We start from the raw sequence: 21222 nt of genomic DNA, 5'->3' as shown, positions 1-21222 counted from the left end.
CAAACTTATTAAATAATTAAATTAATAATGGATAAGAGAGAAATATGAATATTAAACAGTTAACAGCAGCCATTGGCGTTGCTCTATTTGCAAGTACAGCCGTTGCAGCACCGTCTACACCAAGTATTAATTGGGAACCGCAACAATATTCGTTTGTTGAAGTGAACTTAGAAGGTAACGGTTCTTATAAGCAACTTGTTACCCGTGTGGAGCAGGTGAGCATCAATATTCAATGGAGTGCATGGAGCGGTGACGGTGGTGACAGCTACAAAGTTTACTTTGATGATATGTTGGTAAATGAAGGCACACTTTCTGCAGGTTCTAAGAGCGGAACTATTTCTTTCCCTTATGACAAAGCTGGTCGCCATACATTGTATGTAGAACTATGCGAAGTCGGTACTACTTGCGCACGCAGTGCCGGTAAGCCAATCGTAATTGCAGATACCGACGGCGGGCACTTAGCGCCATTGCCGATGGATGTTGATCCTAATAATCGTGATATTGGTACCAAAGCAGGGTTAGTGACCGGTGCGTATTTTGTTGAGTGGGGTATTTACGGTCGTGATTATGATGTAACAAATATTCCAGCACAAAACTTAAGTCACATTTTATATGGCTTCATTCCAATTTGTGGTGAAAATGCATCACTAACTGGCAGTCCTAAACAAGCACTTGAAACAGCCTGTGCTGGCTCTGCTGATTATGAAGTGGTTATCCACGATCCATGGGCTGCTGTACAAAAAGCATTACCAGGTGTGGATGCAGCGGATCCAATCCGTGGTACGTATTCACAGTTAATGGCACTTAAGCAGCGTTACCCGGATCTTAAAATCTTACCATCAGTAGGTGGCTGGACGCTATCTGACCCATTTGGTGGTTTTACTAATAAAGCTAACCGCGACACATTTGTAGCATCAATGGAAGAGTTTTTAAGAACCTGGAAGTTTTACGATGGTGTTGATATTGACTGGGAATTTCCTGGTGGTGACGGCGCTAACCCAGATATTGGCGATCCGATAAATGATGGTCCTGCATATGTTGCGTTAATGCAAGAGCTGCGCGCTATGCTTGATAAGCTTGAAGCTGAAACAGGCCGTACTTATGAGCTTACGTCAGCAATTGGCGCTGGTTACGATAAAATTGAAGACGTTGACTACCAAGCCGCTAGCCAATACATGGATTATATCTTCGCTATGACTTATGACTTTTATGGGGCATGGAGTGGCGTAACTGGCCATCAAACTGCGCTTTATTGTGGTGAGCATATGAGCGTAGGGCAATGTAATGGTACGGGCGTAGATGAAAACGGTGAGCCACGTAAAGGCCCTGCTTATACAACAGATAACGCAGTACAGTTATTATTAGCACAAAATGTAAACTCGAAAAAAATTGTTGTTGGTACTGCTATGTATGGCCGTGGTTGGGAAGGTGTTTATCCAACAGGCACCACTATTGATGGTAACCCTATGACAGCAACAGGCTCCGGTCCATTAAAAGGCTCAACAGCACAAGGCGTGTGGGAAGATGGCGTTATTGATTATAAAGGCATCAAAACTCATATGATTGGTGCTGCAGGTACTGGTGTTAATGGCTTTGAAGTAGGCTACGATGACCAAGCGCAAGCGGCGTATGTGTGGAATCGCGCCACAGGTAAACTAATCACTTATGATAGCCGTGAGTCAGTGATAGCTAAAGGTGCTTATGTTAATCAATATAACTTAGGTGGGTTATTTGCATGGGAAATTGATGCAGATAATGGCGATATTCTCAATGCTATGCACGATGGCTTAGGCGGAGTTGTTACACCACCAAGTAATAAAAAACCAGTGTTATCAGTATCAAGCACTGTAACCGTGAACGCTGGCGAAAGTGTTTCTGTCAGTGCTTCAGCAACAGATGCCGATAATGATCCACTGACGTTTAGTTGGACTGCATCACCTGAGTTAACAGTATCTGGCAGTGCAACAAGCACATTGGCAATTACTGCACCTAACGTAACCCAAGACAGCCAGTTTACCGCAACCGTCAGTGTAACTGATGGCAAAGCAACGGTAAGCCAAAGTGTTTTGGTTAATGTCATCGCGCCAACAACTGGTGACAACACTGCACCGACAGTTGATGCGATTGCTGATATCACTATTGAAGAAGGCGCTTCTGCAGCAGTAACGGTTGTTGCCTCTGATCCGCAAAACGACGCACTGACTTATACATGGTATGTCCCTGCAGGTCTTACATTAGTTGGCAGTGGTGCCAGTGTTAATCTTACGGCCGGCGCAGTAGCTGCAGATACAAACTTAACAGTATCTGTGGCAGTAAGTGACGGCCAAGTTGCTACCACTCAAAGCTTTACTGTAACGGTAACTAACACCGATACAACGCCTCCTACAGGTGATACGTGGGATGCCAGTAAGGTATATGTTGGTGGCGATACTGTTGTTTATAACGGCGTAACATACAAAGCTAAATGGTGGACTCAAGGTGATCGTCCCGACTTAGGTGGCGTTTGGGAAGCAATTACGCAACCAACAGATGATACAGGTGCTCTGATTTGGCAGTCATCAGCAACTTACAATAGCGGTGACCAAGTTTCTTATGGTGGTAACAAATACCAAGCGAAGTGGTGGACTCAAGGAAATGAGCCCGGCGTAGCAGACGTATGGAAATTACTTTAATTAGCCTATTAATCAAGCCTACTTTTAGGTAATAAATTAAAGTGTAATTTACTCACATAAAGCAGCTTTCGGGCTGCTTTTTTTGTATTTCGAGTCAGATGCACCATACTGTACAAAGCGTCTATAATTTTACTAGGCTGTAGTTATTAAATACATTTACTTATTTTTGATATTGTTGAGTCCAATTAGTAGCGGCTGCGAAAAAACTCTGCAAGTAGGGGTGGTGTTACCTTGGCCACCGTTTGTCTTTGATGGTGAGCAGGCTCTTACAGGAATAGATGTAGAGATCAGCCGTTTGGTGTTAACGCATGCTGGATTCTGTAGTCAGTTTGTGTCTTTACCGTCATCAAAGCGCGGTTTGGTCGAGCTTGAAAAAGGCCGCGTGGATATATTAACTGCTGCGAGTTTCAATCAACAACGTGCCCAATATAGTCACTTTTCAACCCCATATAGACGTGAGAAAATGCGGCTGTTCTGGTATGAAGATGCTAAGTACCTAACACACGATTTAGCCAGCCTGTTGGCGCAACAAAAAACCATAGCCGTAAATAATGGTGGTTATTATGGTAAAGAATTTGAGCAGCTAAGCAAAGTCACAAACAATAAAGATTTACTTGTACGAGTACCTTTGCTCAAGCACCGGCTATATATGTTAAAAGCTAAACGCGTCGATTTTATGATCGATGATGAAATATCTGGGTTATACCTCATAAGCCAAGAAAAAATCCCCGGTATTACACTGCATCCTTATGTTATTCATGATAATCCAATCCATTTTATGCTCAGTAAAAAAACGGTCACGATGGACAATGTGCGCTCAATTAATGCAGCGATCATTGATATGCAATCGAATATCAAGCAAATAATTGCCAGCTATACCTATTAATTAACTGGCTATAATTGATACCACTAAAGCTGCGCACGTTTTACTGTGTCTGAAGGGTTTTCACCAAATAGTTGTTTATAGTCTTTAGCAAACTGGCCCGGATGCCAAAAGCCCCAATTGGCGGCAATCATTGAAATGTGTTTATTTTGTTGCGGATCACTGAGTTCACGGCGTATTTGGTTAAGCCGGGTCATGCGTAAAAAACGCAGCGGATTGATGCCTAAAATACTTTCAAAGCTGTATTGTAAAGTCCGTCGACAAACGTAGGTAAACTCACATAATTGGGTGATAGTCACTATGTTGTCTGGGTGATCGTGAATAAATTCTTTCGCTTTATCAACAACGTTTTTACGGTGTTTATAACTTGGGGTTACTTTTTGCTGGGGGAGTTGTGATTGCAGTAAGTGCAGCACTAAATTTAATAAAATATCGTGTTGTAAAGCCGCACTTGCTCCACCGCCATTAGCATAAATGATTTGTTCAATGCATTCACGAGCACGTTGCAGTGTTTGTGGTGATGTTGTAATACGCGGTGACCCATGTTCACAAATGCCCTGAAGCGACAACCCTTGTCGCTGAGCAATTTGATGAAGCGTATCTTGATTGATCACCATGCCATAAATATTAAATTGCTCAGGGGTGATCAGCTCAAAGTTGCAATCACTTGGGCGGCACATTAATTGATTATCAGCGATGGTGAGACCATTAATTTTACTGTTTTGTGCGTTTACCGGAATGCCAAGCCATAACGCATTTGGCCATACTTTACACTGTTGTCGTAATGCGCACTGGGTATACTCTTTAAACACTTGCAAACCATCATAAGCCACTTCATCAATACAGCCATAAAAGCGGCCATCACTGACTTGATCATATTTTTGTTGCCAGTTTGTTAGGTTTCCCGCCTGCTGGTCCACATCGGTTGTAGCTAAAGTGCACTTACTTGGTGCATTTGTCGGTAAATTATGTTGCATAGTTGCGTATTACACCTCAGGCTAATTATTACAAGTAAACAGTAGTTGTCCGATTTTTAATTTTAACTATATGATTTTTATTGTTTAAGTAACATTTGCCAAAACTTGATAGTTGCTTGGTACGCTATAAGCTACCTTAAAAGAATCGTTGTACTGTTTATTGCTTTATTTATTGTTTTTTATTGTAGTAAAAGCAATAGCTGTGCCTATCCTTTTTAACACACATTTTGTCAGCAAGGTAAGTTTATGAGTAAATCGTATCGATACACGTTAGGAAGTAAAACCTACCAGTTTAACAATCTCGCACAGTTAATGGCTAAAGCGACCCCGCAGCGCTCTGGTGATAGCTTGGCAGGTGTTATTGCCAGTTCTGCCGAAGAGCGAGCCGTGGCACAAATGACGCTGGCAGAAGTCCCTTTAAAAACATTCTTGAACGATGCCTTGATCCCTTATGAAGACGATGAAATTACTCGGCTAATAATAGATGAACATGACACTAACGCATTTGCAGCAATCGCACATTTAACGGTAGGTGATTTTCGTAATTGGCTGCTGAGTGATCACGCAACAAGCCATGTTTTAGCGACAATCAGAGCGGGTATTACCCCCGAAATGGCTGCTGCTGTTAGTAAAATAATGCGTAATCAAGATCTGATCTTAGTTGCCAAAAAGTGCCATGTTACGACTGCATTTAGAAATACCATTGGCTTACCTGGCCACTTATCAACACGCTTACAGCCTAATCATCCAACAGATAATGTAAATGGCATTGCCGCGAGTATTTTAGATGGGCTGCTGTATGGCAGTGGCGATGCCGTAATTGGTATTAACCCCGCCACTGATAATGTTGCACAAGCGATTAAATTAATGCGGTTAATGGATGATGTGATTGAAAAATACCAGATCCCGACTCAAAGCTGTGTTCTCACGCATGTAACTAACACCATTGAATGTATTGAGGCCGGTGCGCCGGTTGACTTAGTGTTTCAGTCTATAGGGGGGACTGAGGCGACTAACTCAAGTTTTGGTTTTAATTTAAATACACTTGCTGAGGCGCAAGATGCAGCACAAAGTTTAAAACGCGGAACAGTAGGCAATAATGTGATGTATTTTGAAACGGGGCAGGGCAGCTCGCTATCAGCAAATGCCCACCATGGGCTTGATCAACAAACGTGTGAAACCCGTGCTTATGCCGTAGCGCGAAAATTCAAACCGTTACTGGTCAATACCGTAGTGGGTTTTATTGGCCCGGAATATCTATTTGATGGCAAAGAAATTACTCGAGCAGGGCTTGAAGACCATTTTTGTGCCAAATTACTGGGTGTGCCTATGGGCTGTGATGTGTGCTACACCAACCATGCTGAGGCAGATCAAAATGATATGGACAACTTACTGACCTTACTCGGTGTAGCGGGGTGTTCGTTTGTAATGGGGATCCCCGGATCTGACGATATTATGCTTAACTATCAAACCACCTCATTTCATGATGCTCTGTATGCAAGGCGGGTATTAGGTTTGCGTCCAGCACCTGAATTCGAACTTTGGCTGGCAAAAATGAACATTATGACAGATACCCAGCAGCATATTTTGTCTGACACGTTACCGTCACAATTTGCGCGTTCTTTGAAAGCTTTAGGTGGTGGACAGCCATGAAAAACTCATCACCCAAAACGGCACAGCAAATACAGCAACAACATCAAGATAATGGCAAAGTGGTGCATAACCCATGGCGGCAACTACGCAGCTTTACCGATGCACGCATTGGTTTAGGGCGCGCTGGGATCAGTCTTCCGACGGCTGAAATGTTGGCGTTTCAACTCTCCCATGCGCAAGCACGAGATGCGGTTAATTTTCCATTGGATTTAGCTGCGTTAAGTGAACAGCTAGAGGATTTTTGCGCATCACCACTGCATTTACATAGTCAAGCCGTGGATCGCAATCATTATTTACAACGCCCTGATTTAGGTCGAAAACTAGATCAAGCATCGCGCGATCAGCTAAGCAACTATATGAGGAAAGCGGCTATAGCCACTGAGTTACACCATGATATCGCAATCGTTATTGTTGATGGTTTATCGTCTTTAGCAGTACAAAAAAATGCCCATCCTTTTCTTGTTCAGTTACTGACGATACTGCGTGAACAACCAGAGCCATGGCGTTTGGCACCGATCAGCTTAGTTGAGCAAGGTAGAGTGGCGATAGGCGACGACATAGGTGAGCTCCTTAATGCCAAGGTGGTGCTGGTATTAATTGGTGAACGGCCAGGGCTAAGTTCTCCAGATAGTTTAGGGCTGTATTTAACTTGGCAGCCAAAAACAGGGCTGAATGATGCTTGTCGTAATTGTATCTCTAATATTCGTCCTGCTGGGCTGTCATATCAGGATGCAGCACAACGAACTTTATATCTTTTACAAGAAGCGAAACGTTTAAACCTGTCAGGGGTGGGGTTAAAAGATCGCAGTCAAGACGATGTGATAGAGCATCAAACGCAAACAACAAACTTTTTACTATCAGAATAATCAACAACGAAAACATAATGTAATTACAACAATAAATAGCAGGAGAAGATAATGTCAGATAATAAAGAGTACCTTGCAAAAAGACAGTTAAAACGAGGCTCCGCGGGATGGATTTTATTGGCGGGATTAGGAGTGTCGTATGTTATTTCTGGGGATTTTGCGGGTTGGAACTTTGGTATTGCAGAAGCTGGTTGGGGCGGCTTTGCTGTCGCCACAGTATTAATGGCGGTGATGTATTTAACTTTGGTTTTGTCATTAGCAGAAATGTCGGCGGCCATTCCGGCATCGGGTGGTGGCTATAGTTTTGCGCGTCAGGCAATGGGCCCTGCTGGTGGTTATTTGACCGGCTTGGCCGTGTTAATCGAGTATGCATTAGCACCCGCTGCGATTGTTATTTTTATTGGCTCGGCGGTCGAAGCGCTACTGGGTTTTAATGGTCCTTGGGTGTATGCGCTGTTCTATATTGTGTTTATCAGTATTCATTTAGCGGGAGTGGGTGAAGCATTAAAAGTGATGATGGTGATAAGTGGCTTAGCGGTTTTTGCCATTATAGCCACTGCGATCGCATTATTTACACATTTTGATGTGTCGCGATTGTTTGATATTGCCATCACCGATGCTGCTGGAGCCTCCGAGTTTTTGCCCTTTGGTTGGTATGGCGTGTGGGCTGCATTGCCGTTTGCAATGTGGTTATTTTTAGCCGTTGAAGGCGTACCATTAGCGGCAGAAGAAGCCAAAGATCCAGCTAAAGACGTGCCAAAAGGAATTATAGGTGCAATGTTGTTTTTATTGTTTACTGCTTTGTTAGTCGTAGTATTGATCCCTGGTGCCGGTGGTGCCAGCGCAATGGGGTCTAGTGCCGTGCCGTTAGTTGATGCGCTAAACGTAACAGGGAATGCAAGCTTAGCAACACTCGTTAATATATTAGGTTTAGCGGGTTTAGTGGCGTCGTTTTTCTCGATTATCTATGGGTATAGTCGGTTAGTGTTTGCGCTCTCTAGAGCGGGCTACTTTCCAAAAAGTTTGTCGGTTACAACTTCACGAAAAGTGCCGGCACGTGCCTTAATTGTGCCGGGTATTTTTGGTTTCTTAGCATCATTAAGTGGTGAAGGTGATTTAATGCTGGCGATGGCCGTGGTAGGCGCTACGGTTTCGTATGCATTGATGGCATTGAGCCATATTTTACTGCGTATTAAACAGCCTGAACTCGCACGACCTTATAAAACGCCAGGTGGCATGATAACCTCAGCAATTGCGCTGGTCTTATCTTTGGTGGCTTTAACTGGGGTATACGCGTTTGATCCTCGTGCATTCTTGTTTACTGTGGTGCTATTTGTGATCGGAGCGATTTATTACTTTGCATACAGTAGTAAGCACTTAGTCGCACACAGTGCCTATGAAGAGTTTGCTATGTTGGCTGAAGCTGAAGCCGCTTTAAGTGCAAAATAGTGATAGTTTAATGTTACCAATAGGCCGTTAGCACGGCCTATTAATAATGCAATTAACCAAGGCGGGTCACGTTTATTTTTATACGCCCAGCATTAGCGCCATAAAAACGCACCAAATCATTTGCAAAAGGCGTAAATTCTCCTGAGTGAGTCATTTTAAATTCACCCCCATCGGCAATCTCAAAAGCATCATTATCGCTATGGGCAATAGCACCAATTAAGGCAAACCAGTTTGCATGTGGTAAACGACGAAAGGGTTCGAGCAATGCCATGGGGATCTCTTTTACACCCAACTGTAGGTTATCTCGGTGCCAACCTTGTGGCCCACATTTTACGCCATCGTCATACCAAAGTTGTTCTGGGTAAGGGCTAAAGCGATAAGTAGCTCCTTGTTCAAGCATTAGTCCTGTTGCATTGTATTGCTCTGCGGCATAAACCAACACATCTTGGCTTTGGCCAATTTGTAACACTGACATGTTTTGATTTTTTAAAGCTATATGGGCAGACAAACCGTTAAAACTAAACGTAGTTTGATCTGCATACAGCAGTTGATAACTAAGGTTTTTTAAAGACTCGGGACGATAACTGGTTAATTGATTGATACGTGTAGCAACACTGTGGTGGATAATGGGTAACAGCTTACTTTGTTCGTCATCAACCAGCACGGTACATTCACGATCAATCAGTTTAAATAAAGGATTAAACCAAAAATAATTCTGTTGATGGCTTAACGCGAGAGGATCTGGGGTGATGGTCATATCATCTTGGGCGATAAAACTGTTTTGATCCGCAGGAAATAACGATGAATACTCGATTGCTTGACTAGTTAAAAAGGATAAAGCCACAGGCAGTTCAAGTAACCACTCCATTGCAAAGCGTAAGCAAATATCCGCCAGCCCATCTCGATAATAGCCACCACCGATATCGGAATGTGCGCCTGCAAACCATATTTCATGTACATTGTTTTGATGATTTATAAGGGTAGGCTCAAAAGCTCGACGCTTTTCATCCAGTGCCACACAATGCAGAGCCTGATTTATGTTGGTCGCTAAAGTATGGTTTTCAAAAATAACATGCTCAGCGCCTCGGGTGGCCTTGGTGACTTTGGATAAACCAATGGATGCCACAGTATCAAATACGCATAAATAAACGTTATTATCTATGAGCGGCTCTAAGCACTTTGCAAAACGTCGTGCTAACGCAGCGCCGCGACTAAAGCCAGTGAGTAACAATGTATCGCCAGTTTTGTAGTAGCGCTTAAAATCATTTATAGCATGATTTAAAATACTGGCAACATCGTCATCGCGTGGTGCGAAAGATTGATTGAGGAATCGCTTTAAACGACTTCCTTGAGTTCCAATACCTTGGTAATAGAAGCTAAGTTGATTAGTAAAAGGAGTAACGGGCTCGTTATTTAATTGGCCACCCATTAATAAATGAAGTTTGAGAATATTCGAAATGCTTGCATCTTCCTTAAAATGCGCAGAGCTGAACTGCTCAGCATCACGTGGCTCACTACCTGTGCCATCAAAGTTGAAAATCAGCGTTTTCGCGGTCATAGCATCATTCCTTTATGTGGTTTTTTATAACTTACAGGTAAATTATTTAAATTTGAAGACAATCCACTCAAATATGCTATAAGGATTTTTTGTTATTAATTTTAGGCAATACTTTTTTATAGATTGAAAATAATATAGTCAAATGTAGTCTAAGCTTAAACAGTTGAAGCTCTGGTTTAGTAACAAAGTTCAAGTTGCCATTAAGCCTTAGGTTAAATAGTTAAGTTACGCAGATTTGCCTAGAGCAAATGTATTATTGTGTATCTTTAGATAGGCATGATAAAAGGTATCGTGTTGCTATGACTAAATTTTTTATTATTTTGCTGTTATGCATACAAAGTACTGCTGCGCTTTCTAATTCAATAACACAGCCTTTAGTAGGATCTCATAATGAATGGCCTCCCTACATATTTGCTGATGGAACGGGTATGACTACTGAGCTTGTACGTGCTGCATTTTTTAGCCAGAATATTGCATTCGATATTAAAATAGCGCCATTTAGTCGTGCAATGCGAATGTTAGAAAATAATGAAATAGATTTGATCCCTGCATTATGGTGGACAGAAAATCGTGCTAAAACAATTTTGTTCAGCCAGCCCTACTTTACTAATGAACTTAGCATAATTAGTAATACTAAGTCGCAGCTTGATTATCAAGGCCCTCACAGCCTAGAAAGCTTAACAATCAGTACAATCAGAGGTTATGGATATCATGAGTATTTATAGTCTATTGATAGGCTTACAATCGTTCCTTTGCTTAATGTCCATAGTTGTCTTGAGCATGTAAAAAAGCATCGCGCTGATATTGCTCTGGTTGATAAATACGCAGCATGGTTCGAAATGAAAAAAAATGGTTACTCAACAGAGCTAACAATTTGGCAACCAGCTTTAATTAAGCACCCTCTTCATATAGGGATCAGTAAAGAGCATCCCGATGCTGAATATATAATAACCTCCTTCAACAAAGGGCTAGAGCAAATAAAGCGCTCAGGTGAATATGATGAAATATTAGCCCGTTACGAACATCTAGCCTCAGCACAGCCAGAGTAACTAATAAAAAAATAAAGACACCCACCTAATAAATGGCGATTGTAGTAATTCAAACTTAAATGACACCCATAATAATGACTATATTTGCAGTTTTACCATGAGGAACTAGTATTTTATAAGGAACGTGATATCTGAGATATTTATGGCTACTGCAAGAAATCGACAAATCAGTTTAACGGACACTCGTTACTATCATTGTATATCACGATGTGTAAGACGTGCCTATTTGTGTGGTGTGGATGAATATACGGGTCAATGTTATGAACACCGCAGAAAATGGGTTGAAGATAAGCTAATGAGTTTGGCATCTCTCTTTTTTATAGATGTGTGCGCTTATGCAGTAATGAGTAATCATACTCATATTGTAGTGTACGTAGATAGTAAAAAGGCGGAAAGAGTAAATGATAGAGCAGTTGCAATTCGCTGGCATAAAGCCTTTAAAGGTTCTGAATTAACACGACGTTTTGCTAAAGGTGAAAAGCTAGCATCTTTTGAGATGAAAATAGTTACAGATAGTATTGCGCAATATCGTTCAAGGTTAATGGATATTAGCTGGTTCATGCGCTCTTTAAATGAATATATAGCGCGAAAAGCAAATAAAGAAGATGACTGTAAGGGGCGATTTTGGGAGGGACGGTTCAAATCCCAAGCGTTACTTGATGAAGCCGCATTATTAGCATGTATGGCGTATGTTGATTTAAACCCAGTTCGTGCAGGTATTGCTGACAAACCAGAAAATTCAGATTTCACGAGTGTCAAAAAGCGTATTATTTCGGTCGCAGCAGGGAAACAGCCCAAATCATTACAACGTTTTTCAGGGATGGCAACACAGCATATGGTGAAAGGTTTACCTTTTGAGCTAACTTCCTACCTTTCTCTTGTTGATGCGACAGGGCGCTGTATTCGTCCTGATAAAATAGGTTATATAGCCGCCGATCTAACCCCTTTGCTTGAAAGGTTGCAAATAACCCCCGAAAACTGGTTGAAAGTTACCAGCAAATTTACCACCGTTTTTCACGGTGCTGTTGGAAGACCTGAGTCGTTAAATATGTTTTGTGAACATCAACACTTTAAGCGACGAACGAATCTAACGAATTGCGAAAAATTACTAGCGTGATAACGTAGCCAACCAATAATACATAACTTATTAATTCAGATTTTTTTGACGCCTAAAAATGCAAACGCCTGATATTTATCTGCCATTTGTATAAAAGTCCTTTTTGAAAATAACTACGGTTTTTAATTGTTTCGTTTATTGCCCTAACCTGGATGTTTGCAATTTCATTCTTATTTTGAATGGGTGTCATTGCAATTTTTAGATGGGTGTCTTTTTTATTTACCTTCAATCCATTGTTTTAAAATGTAAGTTTGCATTTTTTTAGATATATATGGATGGGTGTCATTATAATTGCAATTTTTAGATGGGTGTCTTTTTTATTTACCTTCAATCCATTGCTTTAAAATGTAAGTTTGCATTTTTTTAGATATATATGGATGGGTGTATGGATGGGTGTCAATTTTAATTTTAATGGGTATCATTATAATTTCTAGATGGGTGTCATTTTTTATTTTATTTCTAGGTGTGTAAGTGAAGCGGCGGCTCCACTTACTCTTGTTAGTTGCTTAATGTAATTTCATCTTTGGCCTAACGACCCGGAGCACTTTTTCGCTGATCCATAATGCAAAGGTTTTGGCGCTGCCGTGGATAGCGCGTTGATGCATGCGATAGAGCGAAATATACATAAAGCGGGCTATCTTGCCTTCAATAAAAAAGCTATTACTAGTGAGGTTGCCCATTAAGCTCCCCACGGTACTGTAGCGTGACAAATTGACGAGCGAACCATGATCGCTGTATTCAAAGCCAGTTAACGGCTGTTGGCGCAGTGTCGCAATTAGGTTTTTTTCAACACATTGTGCCATTTGATGGGCTGATTGCGCACGGGGCGGTACTAATTTGCCATCTTTTTGTGTAAACGCGCAACAGTCACCTAATACAAAAATGGTGTCATCGCTATTACTTTGCAAATAGTCGTTCACCATGATTTGGTTATTACGAGTTAGTTCAAAAATCCCGAGATCTTTTATAAAATCGGGGGCTTTTACACCCGCTGCCCATACCATAATGTCGGCATCGATCTGTTCATCATCTTTAGTGATGAATCCTTGATTTGTTGCCTGCTTTACTTGGGTGTTTTCTCGAACGTTAACACCAAGCTTTAGTAGCTCTCTTTTCGCTGAGTTTGCTATACGCTCTGGTAGGGCGGGTAAAATACGCGGGCCTGCTTCGATTAAGTGAATGTGTAAGCGCTTTGCCGACATATTTGTCAAACCATAAAGTTTTAATAAGTCAGAAACATGATACAGCTCAGCTGAGAGTTCAACGCCTGTTGCGCCACCGCCAACAATGGCAATATTTAATGCATGCTGTGGGTCGTCGTCTTGATGTAGCCGAGTAAAGTTATCGAGTAGCGCGTGCTGAAAGCGTTCCGCTTGTTGGTTTGAATCAAGATAAAAACAATGTTCTTTAATACCGGGTGTATTGAAGTCGTTACTGACGCTGCCGATGGCAATCACCAAGTAGTCATAATGAACGGTGCGTTGTGGTAAAATTTGATGGCCAAGTTCGTCATTAAAGGCACTGAGTGTGATGGTTTTATTAGCGTTATCAAGGTTGCAAAAAGTGCCAAGTTGAAAGTTATAATGATGTTTTGCTGCGTGTGCTGAGTAAACTACCCCATCTAAATCGGCATCTATAGAACCCGTTGCCACTTCGTGCAGCAAAGGTTTCCAAATATGGGTGCGATTTTTATCAATTAATAGAATGTCGGCGTGTTTTTTCTTCCCTAGTTTATGCCCTAATTGCGTTGCGAGCTCAAGGCCGCCGGCACCGCCACCGATGATCACGATTTTAGGATGTGTGGTTATCATTTCATTGCCCTCAAAAGAATTATACCTAAATGCTCTTATGATGATGAAACGTATAGAACACTTAGGTATTGAGCTGAACAAAAATGTTCAAAATACCTTTTCAAGCAACGCATTTATAATGCGCCTTTTCTCACGATTTGTCAGTAAAATTTAATAGGAACAAATAGATAAGCCAAGAAAATAAAGCAAAAAAAAGTTACCATGGCAAACATTGCATTTTCAAACTATGATTTCCTTTATTAGGGAATATGAATAAAGGGAAATATTATGAGCGGATCGATACTTTCTTCACTTGAGCAACACTTTGGGTTTAGTCAATTTCGCCAAGGTCAGCAGCAAACCATAGAGCAACTGCTAAATAACCAATCATCATTGGCAATTTTCCCCACTGGATCTGGTAAGTCATTGTGTTATCAGTTAACTGCATTGCATTTACCTAATCTAACGCTGGTTGTTTCGCCATTACTTGCGCTGATGAAAGACCAAATTGGTTTTTTAAATAACAAGGGAATTTATGCCGCAAGCCTTGATTCAAGCCAAACTACAGAGCAAAGCCACACTGTAATGAGCGATGTGCGTGCCGGTAAAGTGAAAATCTTAATGGTGTCGGTAGAACGTTTTAAAAACGAGCGATTTCGTGAATTTATTAATCAAGTGGCTATTTCAATGCTGGTGGTTGACGAAGCTCACTGTATTTCCGAATGGGGCCATAATTTTAGGCCTGATTATTTAAAACTGCCGCGCTATCGTGATGAGCTCAATATTCCCTTGGTATTATTATTAACGGCCACCGCCACTAAAAAAGTAAAGCGTGATATGAGTGAACGTTTTGCAATTACCCCAGAATGCATTGTACAAACTGGGTTTTATCGGGCTAATTTAGACTTATCGATACTCAGCGTGAAAAGCGCTGATAAAGCAAGTACATTGGCTAATATTGTGCGCGAGCAAACGGGCCCAGGGATTGTTTATGTGACCTTACAACATAGTGCAGAGCAAGTCGCTGAAGCGCTTAGCCGCCAGGGCTTACACGCTGTGGCTTATCATGCTGGGCTTGAAGATACTCTGCGTTATGGTATCCAAGATGATTTTATGGCGGGTAAAATTAATGTCGTAGTGGCCACGATTGCTTTTGGTATGGGGGTTGATAAATCAGATATCCGTTTTGTTATTCATTATGATTTACCAAAGTCGATTGAAAACTACAGCCAAGAAATTGGTCGTGCAGGGAGAGACGGACAACTATCGCAGTGTTTTACATTGGCTAATTTAGATGGCTTAAACACGGTTGAAAACTTTGTTTATGGCGATACCCCAGAGCTTAGCGGTATTGAGCATGTGATCAACGATATTCGCCAACACCAAAGCGATCACTCAAAAGAAAGTCAACAGTGGGAAATGCAAGAATACAGCCTTTCAAGTGATAGTAATATTCGCCAATTAGCGCTTAAAACCTTGTTAGTACAATTGGAAATGCAAGGTGCAATAACACCACTTTATGCTTATTACGCCGACTTTAAATATAAGTTTTTGGTTGATAAAGCCGCTTTACTTGGTCACTTTGATGCTGATAGACAAGCATTTTTACAGTTAATATTTAACCATACCCAGTTTAAAAAAATCTGGGGCACACTAAATTTTGACACGCTTACCCAAGCCGCTCAGGTGGATCGCAAACGCGTTGTTGCAGCGCTTGATTATTTAGCAGAGAAGAATTTAATAGCACTTGAAACAAAGCGAATCACCCAAGTCTATCAAGTACATAATGAGGTAATTAATAACCCTGAGCTGGCTAAGCAATTACACAGCTATTTTGTTGATAAAGAGCAAGCTGAAATTAAGCGTATTGCGGCACTTATTCGCTTTTTCGAGCTTAAAACATGTTTGAGCTATAACCTTGCTCGTTATTTTGACGACCATCAAGCGCCACAGCAATGCGGCCATTGCTCAGTATGTAGAGGCCAAGCTGTAACACTTGAATATTCACTCGCTCATAGCTTTGCTAACGATGCTGTAATTTATCAAAAGGTTGATGAGTTACTTAGTCACCTCGCCAGTAAAGGTATACATAATATAGGTATTGAAACCCAATGCCGCTTTTTAGCGGGAATGAGCGTACCGTTATTTGCGCGTAACAAAGTGCGTCAACTCAGTGGTTTTGGTTTGTGTGAGCAGCAGCGTTACAGCGAAATAAAAGCGAAACTACTGGCGCGTTAGTTTTGCTCGTGTATGCTAAGCGGCTAACATTATTTTAGTAAGCCGCTATGCCTCAAACCGTTATCCCCATCGACAATATAATTCCTATTGAAACAGTTACTAACGCCCCTGAGCCGGTTACCTGTGCTAACTGCCAAGCATGTTGTTGTCAGTTAGAAGTGCGTATTGTGACCGACACCGGTGTGCCATTTCATTATATTGAGTATGATAAATGGGGCAGCGAAGTGATGAAACGCGCCGATGATGGTTGGTGCCAAGCACTCGACCGCAATACCTTAATGTGTTCAATCTACGAAAACCGCCCGTTAGTATGCCGCGAATTTGAAATGGCATCGGACGAGTGCATCACCGAGCGTGACCTTGCAGGGATCTGATGGTTGCTTTAGCAGCGGAACACTAAGTGATTGAATTATAATCACTATTCGGCTATGGTTGGTAACTCAACAATAACATTAAACAATCATGCATAAATTAATCACTATTGTGTCAGTTACTTTTCTTAGCTTTATTATATGGGTCATATATCAAGCTAATACGGGGCAACATAGTATTTTCTTTGAGCTTGTTAGAAGTATCCCTTATGGCGATAAAGTAGGGCACTTTTATTTATTTGGTTTGCTTACTCTAGGTGCTAATTTTGCGTTTAAGCTAAAATCATATTCAGTATTGTCATGCAATTTGTATATTGGTTCGAGCGTCGTGTTTCTATTCGTTTTATTGGAAGAGCTAAGCCAATACTTCATACCTAGTAGAACCTTAGACATCGCTGATCTACTTGCTGATGCTTTTGGTATCCTCACTTTTAGTTTGATAACCAAGCTGATAAATAAAGGTTCGCGATGACGAGTTTTGTTAGCTTACATTAGTTGATTACTGCAAATGAACAGCTTTTTCTCCTGCATAGCAAGCGCTGGTTTGAAAGTTTTTTTGTCGTTAGTTTATTAATGTATCGATAGTTAAATTTTATTCAATTCAATTCAGAACCATTAACCAACCTCATATTCGTTATGCAAGCTCTTAAATCATCATGGTTAATTTTTGGCTGTATTCCATAAATTAACAATGGGTGTCTTTGTTATTTTCCAATCAATTTTTAGTTTACACATTACGAAATTAAGATTGGTGTCTGTGTTATTATCTTTATGCAAGCTCTTAAACCATCATGGTTAATTTTTGGCTGTATTCCATAAATTAACAGTGGATGTCTTTGTTATTTTCCAATCAATTTTTAGTCTACATATTACGAAATTAAGATGGGTGTCTGCGTTATTATCTGTGTTTTTAACCTATGAAAATCGTCTGTTAGTATGTGGCGAATTTTAAATGGCATCAGGTGAGTAAACCACTGAGCGAGCATTAGCTGGGATTTAGTTTGAGATTCTCCCAGCTCTGCTATTTAGCCAATCGATAATTGTGCGCTTGGATACCTTAGTTTCCTACTGCGAGGACTCGCTAAAAAGTAGGCAATGGTTAAGGGACCAATCCTTCCCATAAACATTAAAAACATAATGATAAATTCGCCCAGCGGAGAAAGAGAAGCAGTTAAACCCCGCGACAATCCTACAGTGCCAAGTGCAGACACAGCCTCAAAGGCGACATCTAAAAAAGGCGCATCTTCAACAATCAGTAAAGTAAAAATAGCCAGCCATGTTATACCCGCTGAAACAAGGGTTAAAGCCAGTGCTTTATATACAGATTCTTTGTCGATTTCTCGGCGTAACACAGTAACGCCTTTATCGCGGCGTAAGTAGCTGTAAGTTGCTAAAATCAACACCACAAAAGTCACTACTTTTATACCACTTGCGGTACTGAGTGAGCCTCCACCAATAAACATTAACATCATTGTTAATGCGGTACTGGCATTTCTCAGCTCTTCTATAGCAATGGTATTAAATCCAGCCGTACGCGGTGTTACGGCTTGAAACCAAGCAGCTAGCCATTTACCGACTTCTGACAAGGGTTGCAGTGTTTTTGGATTGTCATATTCAATAACGTAAATCAGTACCAGCGCTACAATATTGATGATAACCGTGCTGATCAGCATTAACTTACTATAGGTGCTAAGGGCTGCCCAACGTTTTGATTTATACACATCCATGAGTACGGTAAAACCTAGGCCACCGATAATAAACAAACCAGTAACGGTAAGATTGATCACAGGATCGTCAACATACTGCATTAGGCTGTTGGGGCTAAGCGCAAATCCCGCATTATTAAATGCACTAATGGTATAAAACAACGCATGGAAAAAGCTGGTTTGTAAGCCCAGCTCAGGGAGCCAGTACAGCGTTAAAATAACAACACCGAGTGACTCAACAATGATGGCAAAAAGCAACACTGATTTTGCCGTACTCAAAAGTGTTGATGTATCTGTTTGATTAAAAGCTGCTTTAGTTACTGTTTTTTGAATAAAGCCAACTTTGTTACCCAATGCCAGCAAGGTTACCACTGCAAATGTCATCAAACCCAAGCCACCAAGTTGAATTAATAGCGCGATCACCCCTTGGCCAAAAGGGGTAAATGCGGAGCCTGTGTCTACCACAACTAATCCGGTGACGGTTACCGCCGATGTTGCAGTAAAGGCACTTTGTATCCACGAAATAGGTTCATTGGTGGCAAAAGGCAGCTTTAATGCTAAAGCCCCTAGTGCGATTAATATCAAAAAGCTGCAGCATAAAATAAGCGGCGGTGCAGCATTGATTTTTTTATGCCCACTGACTTTGCGCTCAATAGGCGTTTTGAGAGGGTGCCATAAAACCATGGTTATAACAGCCTTGGAGCTAGATAGTTTAATTCGACTCGGCTACCTGATAGCAGTAAGGTGTCGTGGGTATGTAACTCAAAGTCGTCATCAAGCTTGACAAACGTTTGCTTGGCGCGCTTTACCAATAGAGGGTCTACAGTGCCTTTTATTTCTCTGAGTAGATGCCCTAGTTTTGTTTTATGTAGGTGAGCTTTTATACTTACTTCAACAACGTATAAGCCATTGCCTAATGAAATATAGTCGTTCACTATCGGGTAATTAAGCGCTTGTGCAACGCGCACACCCATTTCTTCTTCTGGGTGAATAATACGCGAGACACCCAACTTTGATATAATCGTATGATGCGCTTTGGTGCTGGCTTTAACCCATATTTGTTTAACCGCTAAATTTTTTAGTGCTAAGGTACACAATATGCTGGACTGCATATCTTCACCGATCGCGACTAAGACCGCTTCACTATTTGCTAAATCGAGCTCCTTTAACGCCGCTTCATCTGTTGAATCGCATACCACTGTCTCTGATAAGTGCTCAACATACTTTTCGGCGAGTTTTGGGTTGCTATCAACGCCAGTCACTGTGTGTCCTAAATGGATCAACTCCAAGCTTGCTGCAATGCCAAAGCGGCCTAAACCGATAACTGTAAAATGTGCCATAGTATTCCTTCGTTATTTTTTCCAAAAGCTATGAGTAAAAAGTGTAAAAACAGTAAAATATTCTAACCGACCCACGATCATAGCGACCGAGAGTATCCAAATACCGGTGTCTGAAACGGGTTGAAAGTTAGCGCCAACTTCACCAAATCCAGGGCCAAGTACATTGACGCATGCAGCTACTGCAGTAAATGCGCTCCAAAAATCCAGACCCGTTGCCATAAGCAACATTGTAAACAGTAAGCTTGAACCAACAGCAAAGCTCATAAATGCCATAATTGCATGGCGTACATCTTCTTTAACGGGCGATCCTTGATACTTCAGTGTAAATATCGCTCTTGGGTGAAGCAGCTGTTTAATATTGTTATTAATCATTTTGCCAACAATAATGTTACGAATTATTTTATTTCCGCCAGCCGTTGAACCTGCACAACCACCAAGATAGCCGGCAATAACCAGTAAAAACCCAGCCTCAGCTGGCCAGTCAGTAAAGCTTGCTGCGCCATAACCGGTGCTGGTAATAAAAGAAATAATATGAAATGTAGAGAAACTAAATGCTTCAAGTACATTTGAGTAGCTGTCTTTAAGCAGTAGCATGGTGGTTAAAAGAACCGATAAAAGCACCACTATATAAATAAAATAACGCGTCTCTTCATCATGATAATAACTAGTAATGGCTCTTTTGTGCGCTACTTTGAAGTGCAAGGCAAAGTTAATCGCTCCTGCAAGCATAAATACATTAGCTATCCACAGCAGTAAGTGGCTGTGGTAATACCACATACTGGCATCATGGGTTGAAAAGCCCCCAGTTGAAACCGTGGTAAAGGCATGTGCAATCGCATCGTAAAAACTCATTCCGCCAGCATAATAGGCTAAACTACAAAGTACGGTGATTGCTAAATAAACGCCCCATAAATAATGAGCGGTACTGGCAACGCGCGGAGTTAATTTTTCGTCTTTAATGGGGCCTGGTGTTTCTGCTTTTAATAATTTCATGCCACCAATATTCAACATAGGTAAAATAGCCACTACAAAAATTACAATGCCTAAACCGCCCATCCATTGTAAGAATTGTCGATACAATAAAAAGCTAGCAGGCATGTTATCGAGCCCGGATAACACCGTTGCGCCAGTGGTGGTTAAGGCGCTGATTGACTCAAATACCGCGTCGCTAAAGTTAACGCCAGTGACGACTAGAATAGGAATGGCGCCTAACACACCGGCTATAATCCACGTTACTGTGGCGTAAATAAGTGCATCTCTGAATGTTGCGGCGGTTAGATCAGTTTTACGTAAATTGATAAGTAGCACTAAAGCGACAGAGATCATCGTTGCGCCAGGAATAAGAAATGCGCTAATAACTCGGTCTTTAAAAATAAATAATGAAAGCGCTGCAAAGACCAGTTGTACCACTCCCATCCAAATAATAGGAAAGGCGAGTAGTCTTAAGGTGATTTTCCAATTTATCATCAATACGCCTTATCAAATACCTATAGCAGGTAACACGCAATCACTAAAGTTGAGTTGAATATACGGGATCAAATAGTAAAGTCAGC

Annotated in this window: 17 protein-coding genes; 11 read left to right on the top strand and 6 right to left on the bottom strand. The window is 41.3% G+C overall.

The features are described from left to right. Positions 1-44: 44 nt before the first annotated feature. Both H5201_RS06235 and H5201_RS06230 read left to right on the top strand, forming a co-directional pair. The gene (locus H5201_RS06235; protein ID WP_182783972.1) at positions 45-2672 is read left to right on the top strand and encodes a glycosyl hydrolase family 18 protein; all 2628 of its coding nucleotides are present in this window, start codon (positions 45-47) and stop codon (positions 2670-2672) included. 175 nt (positions 2673-2847) lie between these two features. Further along, complete coding sequence (locus H5201_RS06230) at positions 2848-3558, top strand: ABC transporter substrate-binding protein (RefSeq protein ID WP_182718241.1); 711 nt, start codon at positions 2848-2850, stop codon at positions 3556-3558. A gap of 23 nt (positions 3559-3581) precedes the next feature. On the opposite strand, the gene H5201_RS06225 is transcribed toward H5201_RS06230, so the two are convergent. Beyond that, complete coding sequence (locus H5201_RS06225; RefSeq protein WP_182761738.1) at positions 3582-4532, bottom strand: helix-turn-helix domain-containing protein; 951 nt, start codon at positions 4530-4532, stop codon at positions 3582-3584. Between the two features lie 246 nt (positions 4533-4778). Here H5201_RS06225 and H5201_RS06220 point away from each other — a divergent pair, with 246 nt between their 5' ends. The 3 genes from H5201_RS06220 to eat are packed head-to-tail and all read left to right on the top strand — an operon-like array spanning position 4779 to position 8500. After that, positions 4779-6185 (top strand): ethanolamine ammonia-lyase subunit EutB, encoded by a 1407-nt coding sequence (locus H5201_RS06220; protein WP_182718243.1) that lies wholly within the window; start codon positions 4779-4781, stop codon positions 6183-6185. Next, positions 6182-7051, top strand: coding sequence for an ethanolamine ammonia-lyase subunit EutC (gene eutC, locus H5201_RS06215; RefSeq protein WP_182718244.1), 870 nt, complete (start codon positions 6182-6184; stop codon positions 7049-7051). Before H5201_RS06220 ends, eutC begins: the two co-directional genes overlap by 4 nt. A gap of 51 nt (positions 7052-7102) precedes the next feature. After that, on the top strand, positions 7103-8500 hold the full coding sequence (gene eat / locus H5201_RS06210) for an ethanolamine permease (protein WP_220497151.1): 1398 nt from the start codon (positions 7103-7105) through the stop codon (positions 8498-8500). Positions 8501-8552: 52 nt separating this feature from the next. Here the strand turns inward: eat and H5201_RS06205 are convergent, their stop codons facing one another. Then, positions 8553-10058, bottom strand: a complete 1506-nt coding sequence (locus H5201_RS06205) for a DUF2235 domain-containing protein (RefSeq protein WP_182718245.1) — start codon at positions 10056-10058, stop codon at positions 8553-8555. A 248-nt stretch (positions 10059-10306) separates the two neighbouring features. Here H5201_RS06205 and H5201_RS23540 point away from each other — a divergent pair, with 248 nt between their 5' ends. The 3 genes from H5201_RS23540 to H5201_RS06190 all read left to right on the top strand — a co-directional run bounded on the left by H5201_RS23540 (position 10307) and on the right by H5201_RS06190 (position 12224). Beyond that, on the top strand, positions 10307-10783 hold the full coding sequence (locus tag H5201_RS23540; RefSeq protein WP_404698739.1) for a transporter substrate-binding domain-containing protein: 477 nt from the start codon (positions 10307-10309) through the stop codon (positions 10781-10783). Between the two features lie 114 nt (positions 10784-10897). Then, complete coding sequence (locus H5201_RS23535) at positions 10898-11107, top strand: hypothetical protein (protein ID WP_404936354.1); 210 nt, start codon at positions 10898-10900, stop codon at positions 11105-11107. A gap of 142 nt (positions 11108-11249) precedes the next feature. Further along, a complete protein-coding gene (locus H5201_RS06190) occupies positions 11250-12224 on the top strand; it encodes a transposase (protein WP_182761740.1) in 975 nt (324 codons plus the stop codon). 506 nt (positions 12225-12730) lie between these two features. Here the strand turns inward: H5201_RS06190 and H5201_RS06185 are convergent. After that, positions 12731-14035 (bottom strand): NAD(P)/FAD-dependent oxidoreductase, encoded by a 1305-nt coding sequence (locus H5201_RS06185; protein WP_182718249.1) that lies wholly within the window; start codon positions 14033-14035, stop codon positions 12731-12733. A 267-nt stretch (positions 14036-14302) separates the two neighbouring features. Between H5201_RS06185 and H5201_RS06180 the strand changes: the two genes are divergently transcribed. From H5201_RS06180 to H5201_RS06170, 3 genes are all read left to right on the top strand, one after another. Next, positions 14303-16252, top strand: a complete 1950-nt coding sequence (locus H5201_RS06180) for an ATP-dependent DNA helicase RecQ (protein WP_182783970.1) — start codon at positions 14303-14305, stop codon at positions 16250-16252. Between the two features lie 47 nt (positions 16253-16299). Continuing rightward, positions 16300-16626, top strand: coding sequence for a YkgJ family cysteine cluster protein (locus tag H5201_RS06175; protein WP_182718251.1), 327 nt, complete (start codon positions 16300-16302; stop codon positions 16624-16626). 88 nt (positions 16627-16714) lie between these two features. After that, a complete protein-coding gene (locus H5201_RS06170) occupies positions 16715-17095 on the top strand; it encodes a VanZ family protein (RefSeq protein WP_182783968.1) in 381 nt (126 codons plus the stop codon). A 553-nt stretch (positions 17096-17648) separates the two neighbouring features. Here the strand turns inward: H5201_RS06170 and H5201_RS06165 are convergent. Genes H5201_RS06165 through H5201_RS06155 form a run of 3 tightly spaced genes read right to left on the bottom strand, consistent with a single transcriptional unit; the run spans position 17649 to position 21136 of the window. Next, positions 17649-19013: a TrkH family potassium uptake protein gene (locus H5201_RS06165; protein WP_182739983.1), complete on the bottom strand. Its 1365-nt coding sequence runs from the start codon at positions 19011-19013 to the stop codon at positions 17649-17651. A 2-nt stretch (positions 19014-19015) separates the two neighbouring features. Next, on the bottom strand, positions 19016-19669 hold the full coding sequence (locus H5201_RS06160) for a TrkA family potassium uptake protein (RefSeq protein WP_182718253.1): 654 nt from the start codon (positions 19667-19669) through the stop codon (positions 19016-19018). A gap of 12 nt (positions 19670-19681) precedes the next feature. Next, positions 19682-21136 (bottom strand): TrkH family potassium uptake protein, encoded by a 1455-nt coding sequence (locus H5201_RS06155; protein ID WP_182783966.1) that lies wholly within the window; start codon positions 21134-21136, stop codon positions 19682-19684. Between the last annotated feature and the right edge of the window lie 86 nt (positions 21137-21222).

Source organism: Pseudoalteromonas sp. SG43-6 (assembly GCF_014164365.1).
Lineage (GTDB): Bacteria > Pseudomonadota > Gammaproteobacteria > Enterobacterales > Alteromonadaceae > Pseudoalteromonas > Pseudoalteromonas rhizosphaerae.
The sequence above is the reverse complement of the archived record's forward strand: the minus strand, read 5'-3'. Positions and strand labels throughout refer to the sequence as shown.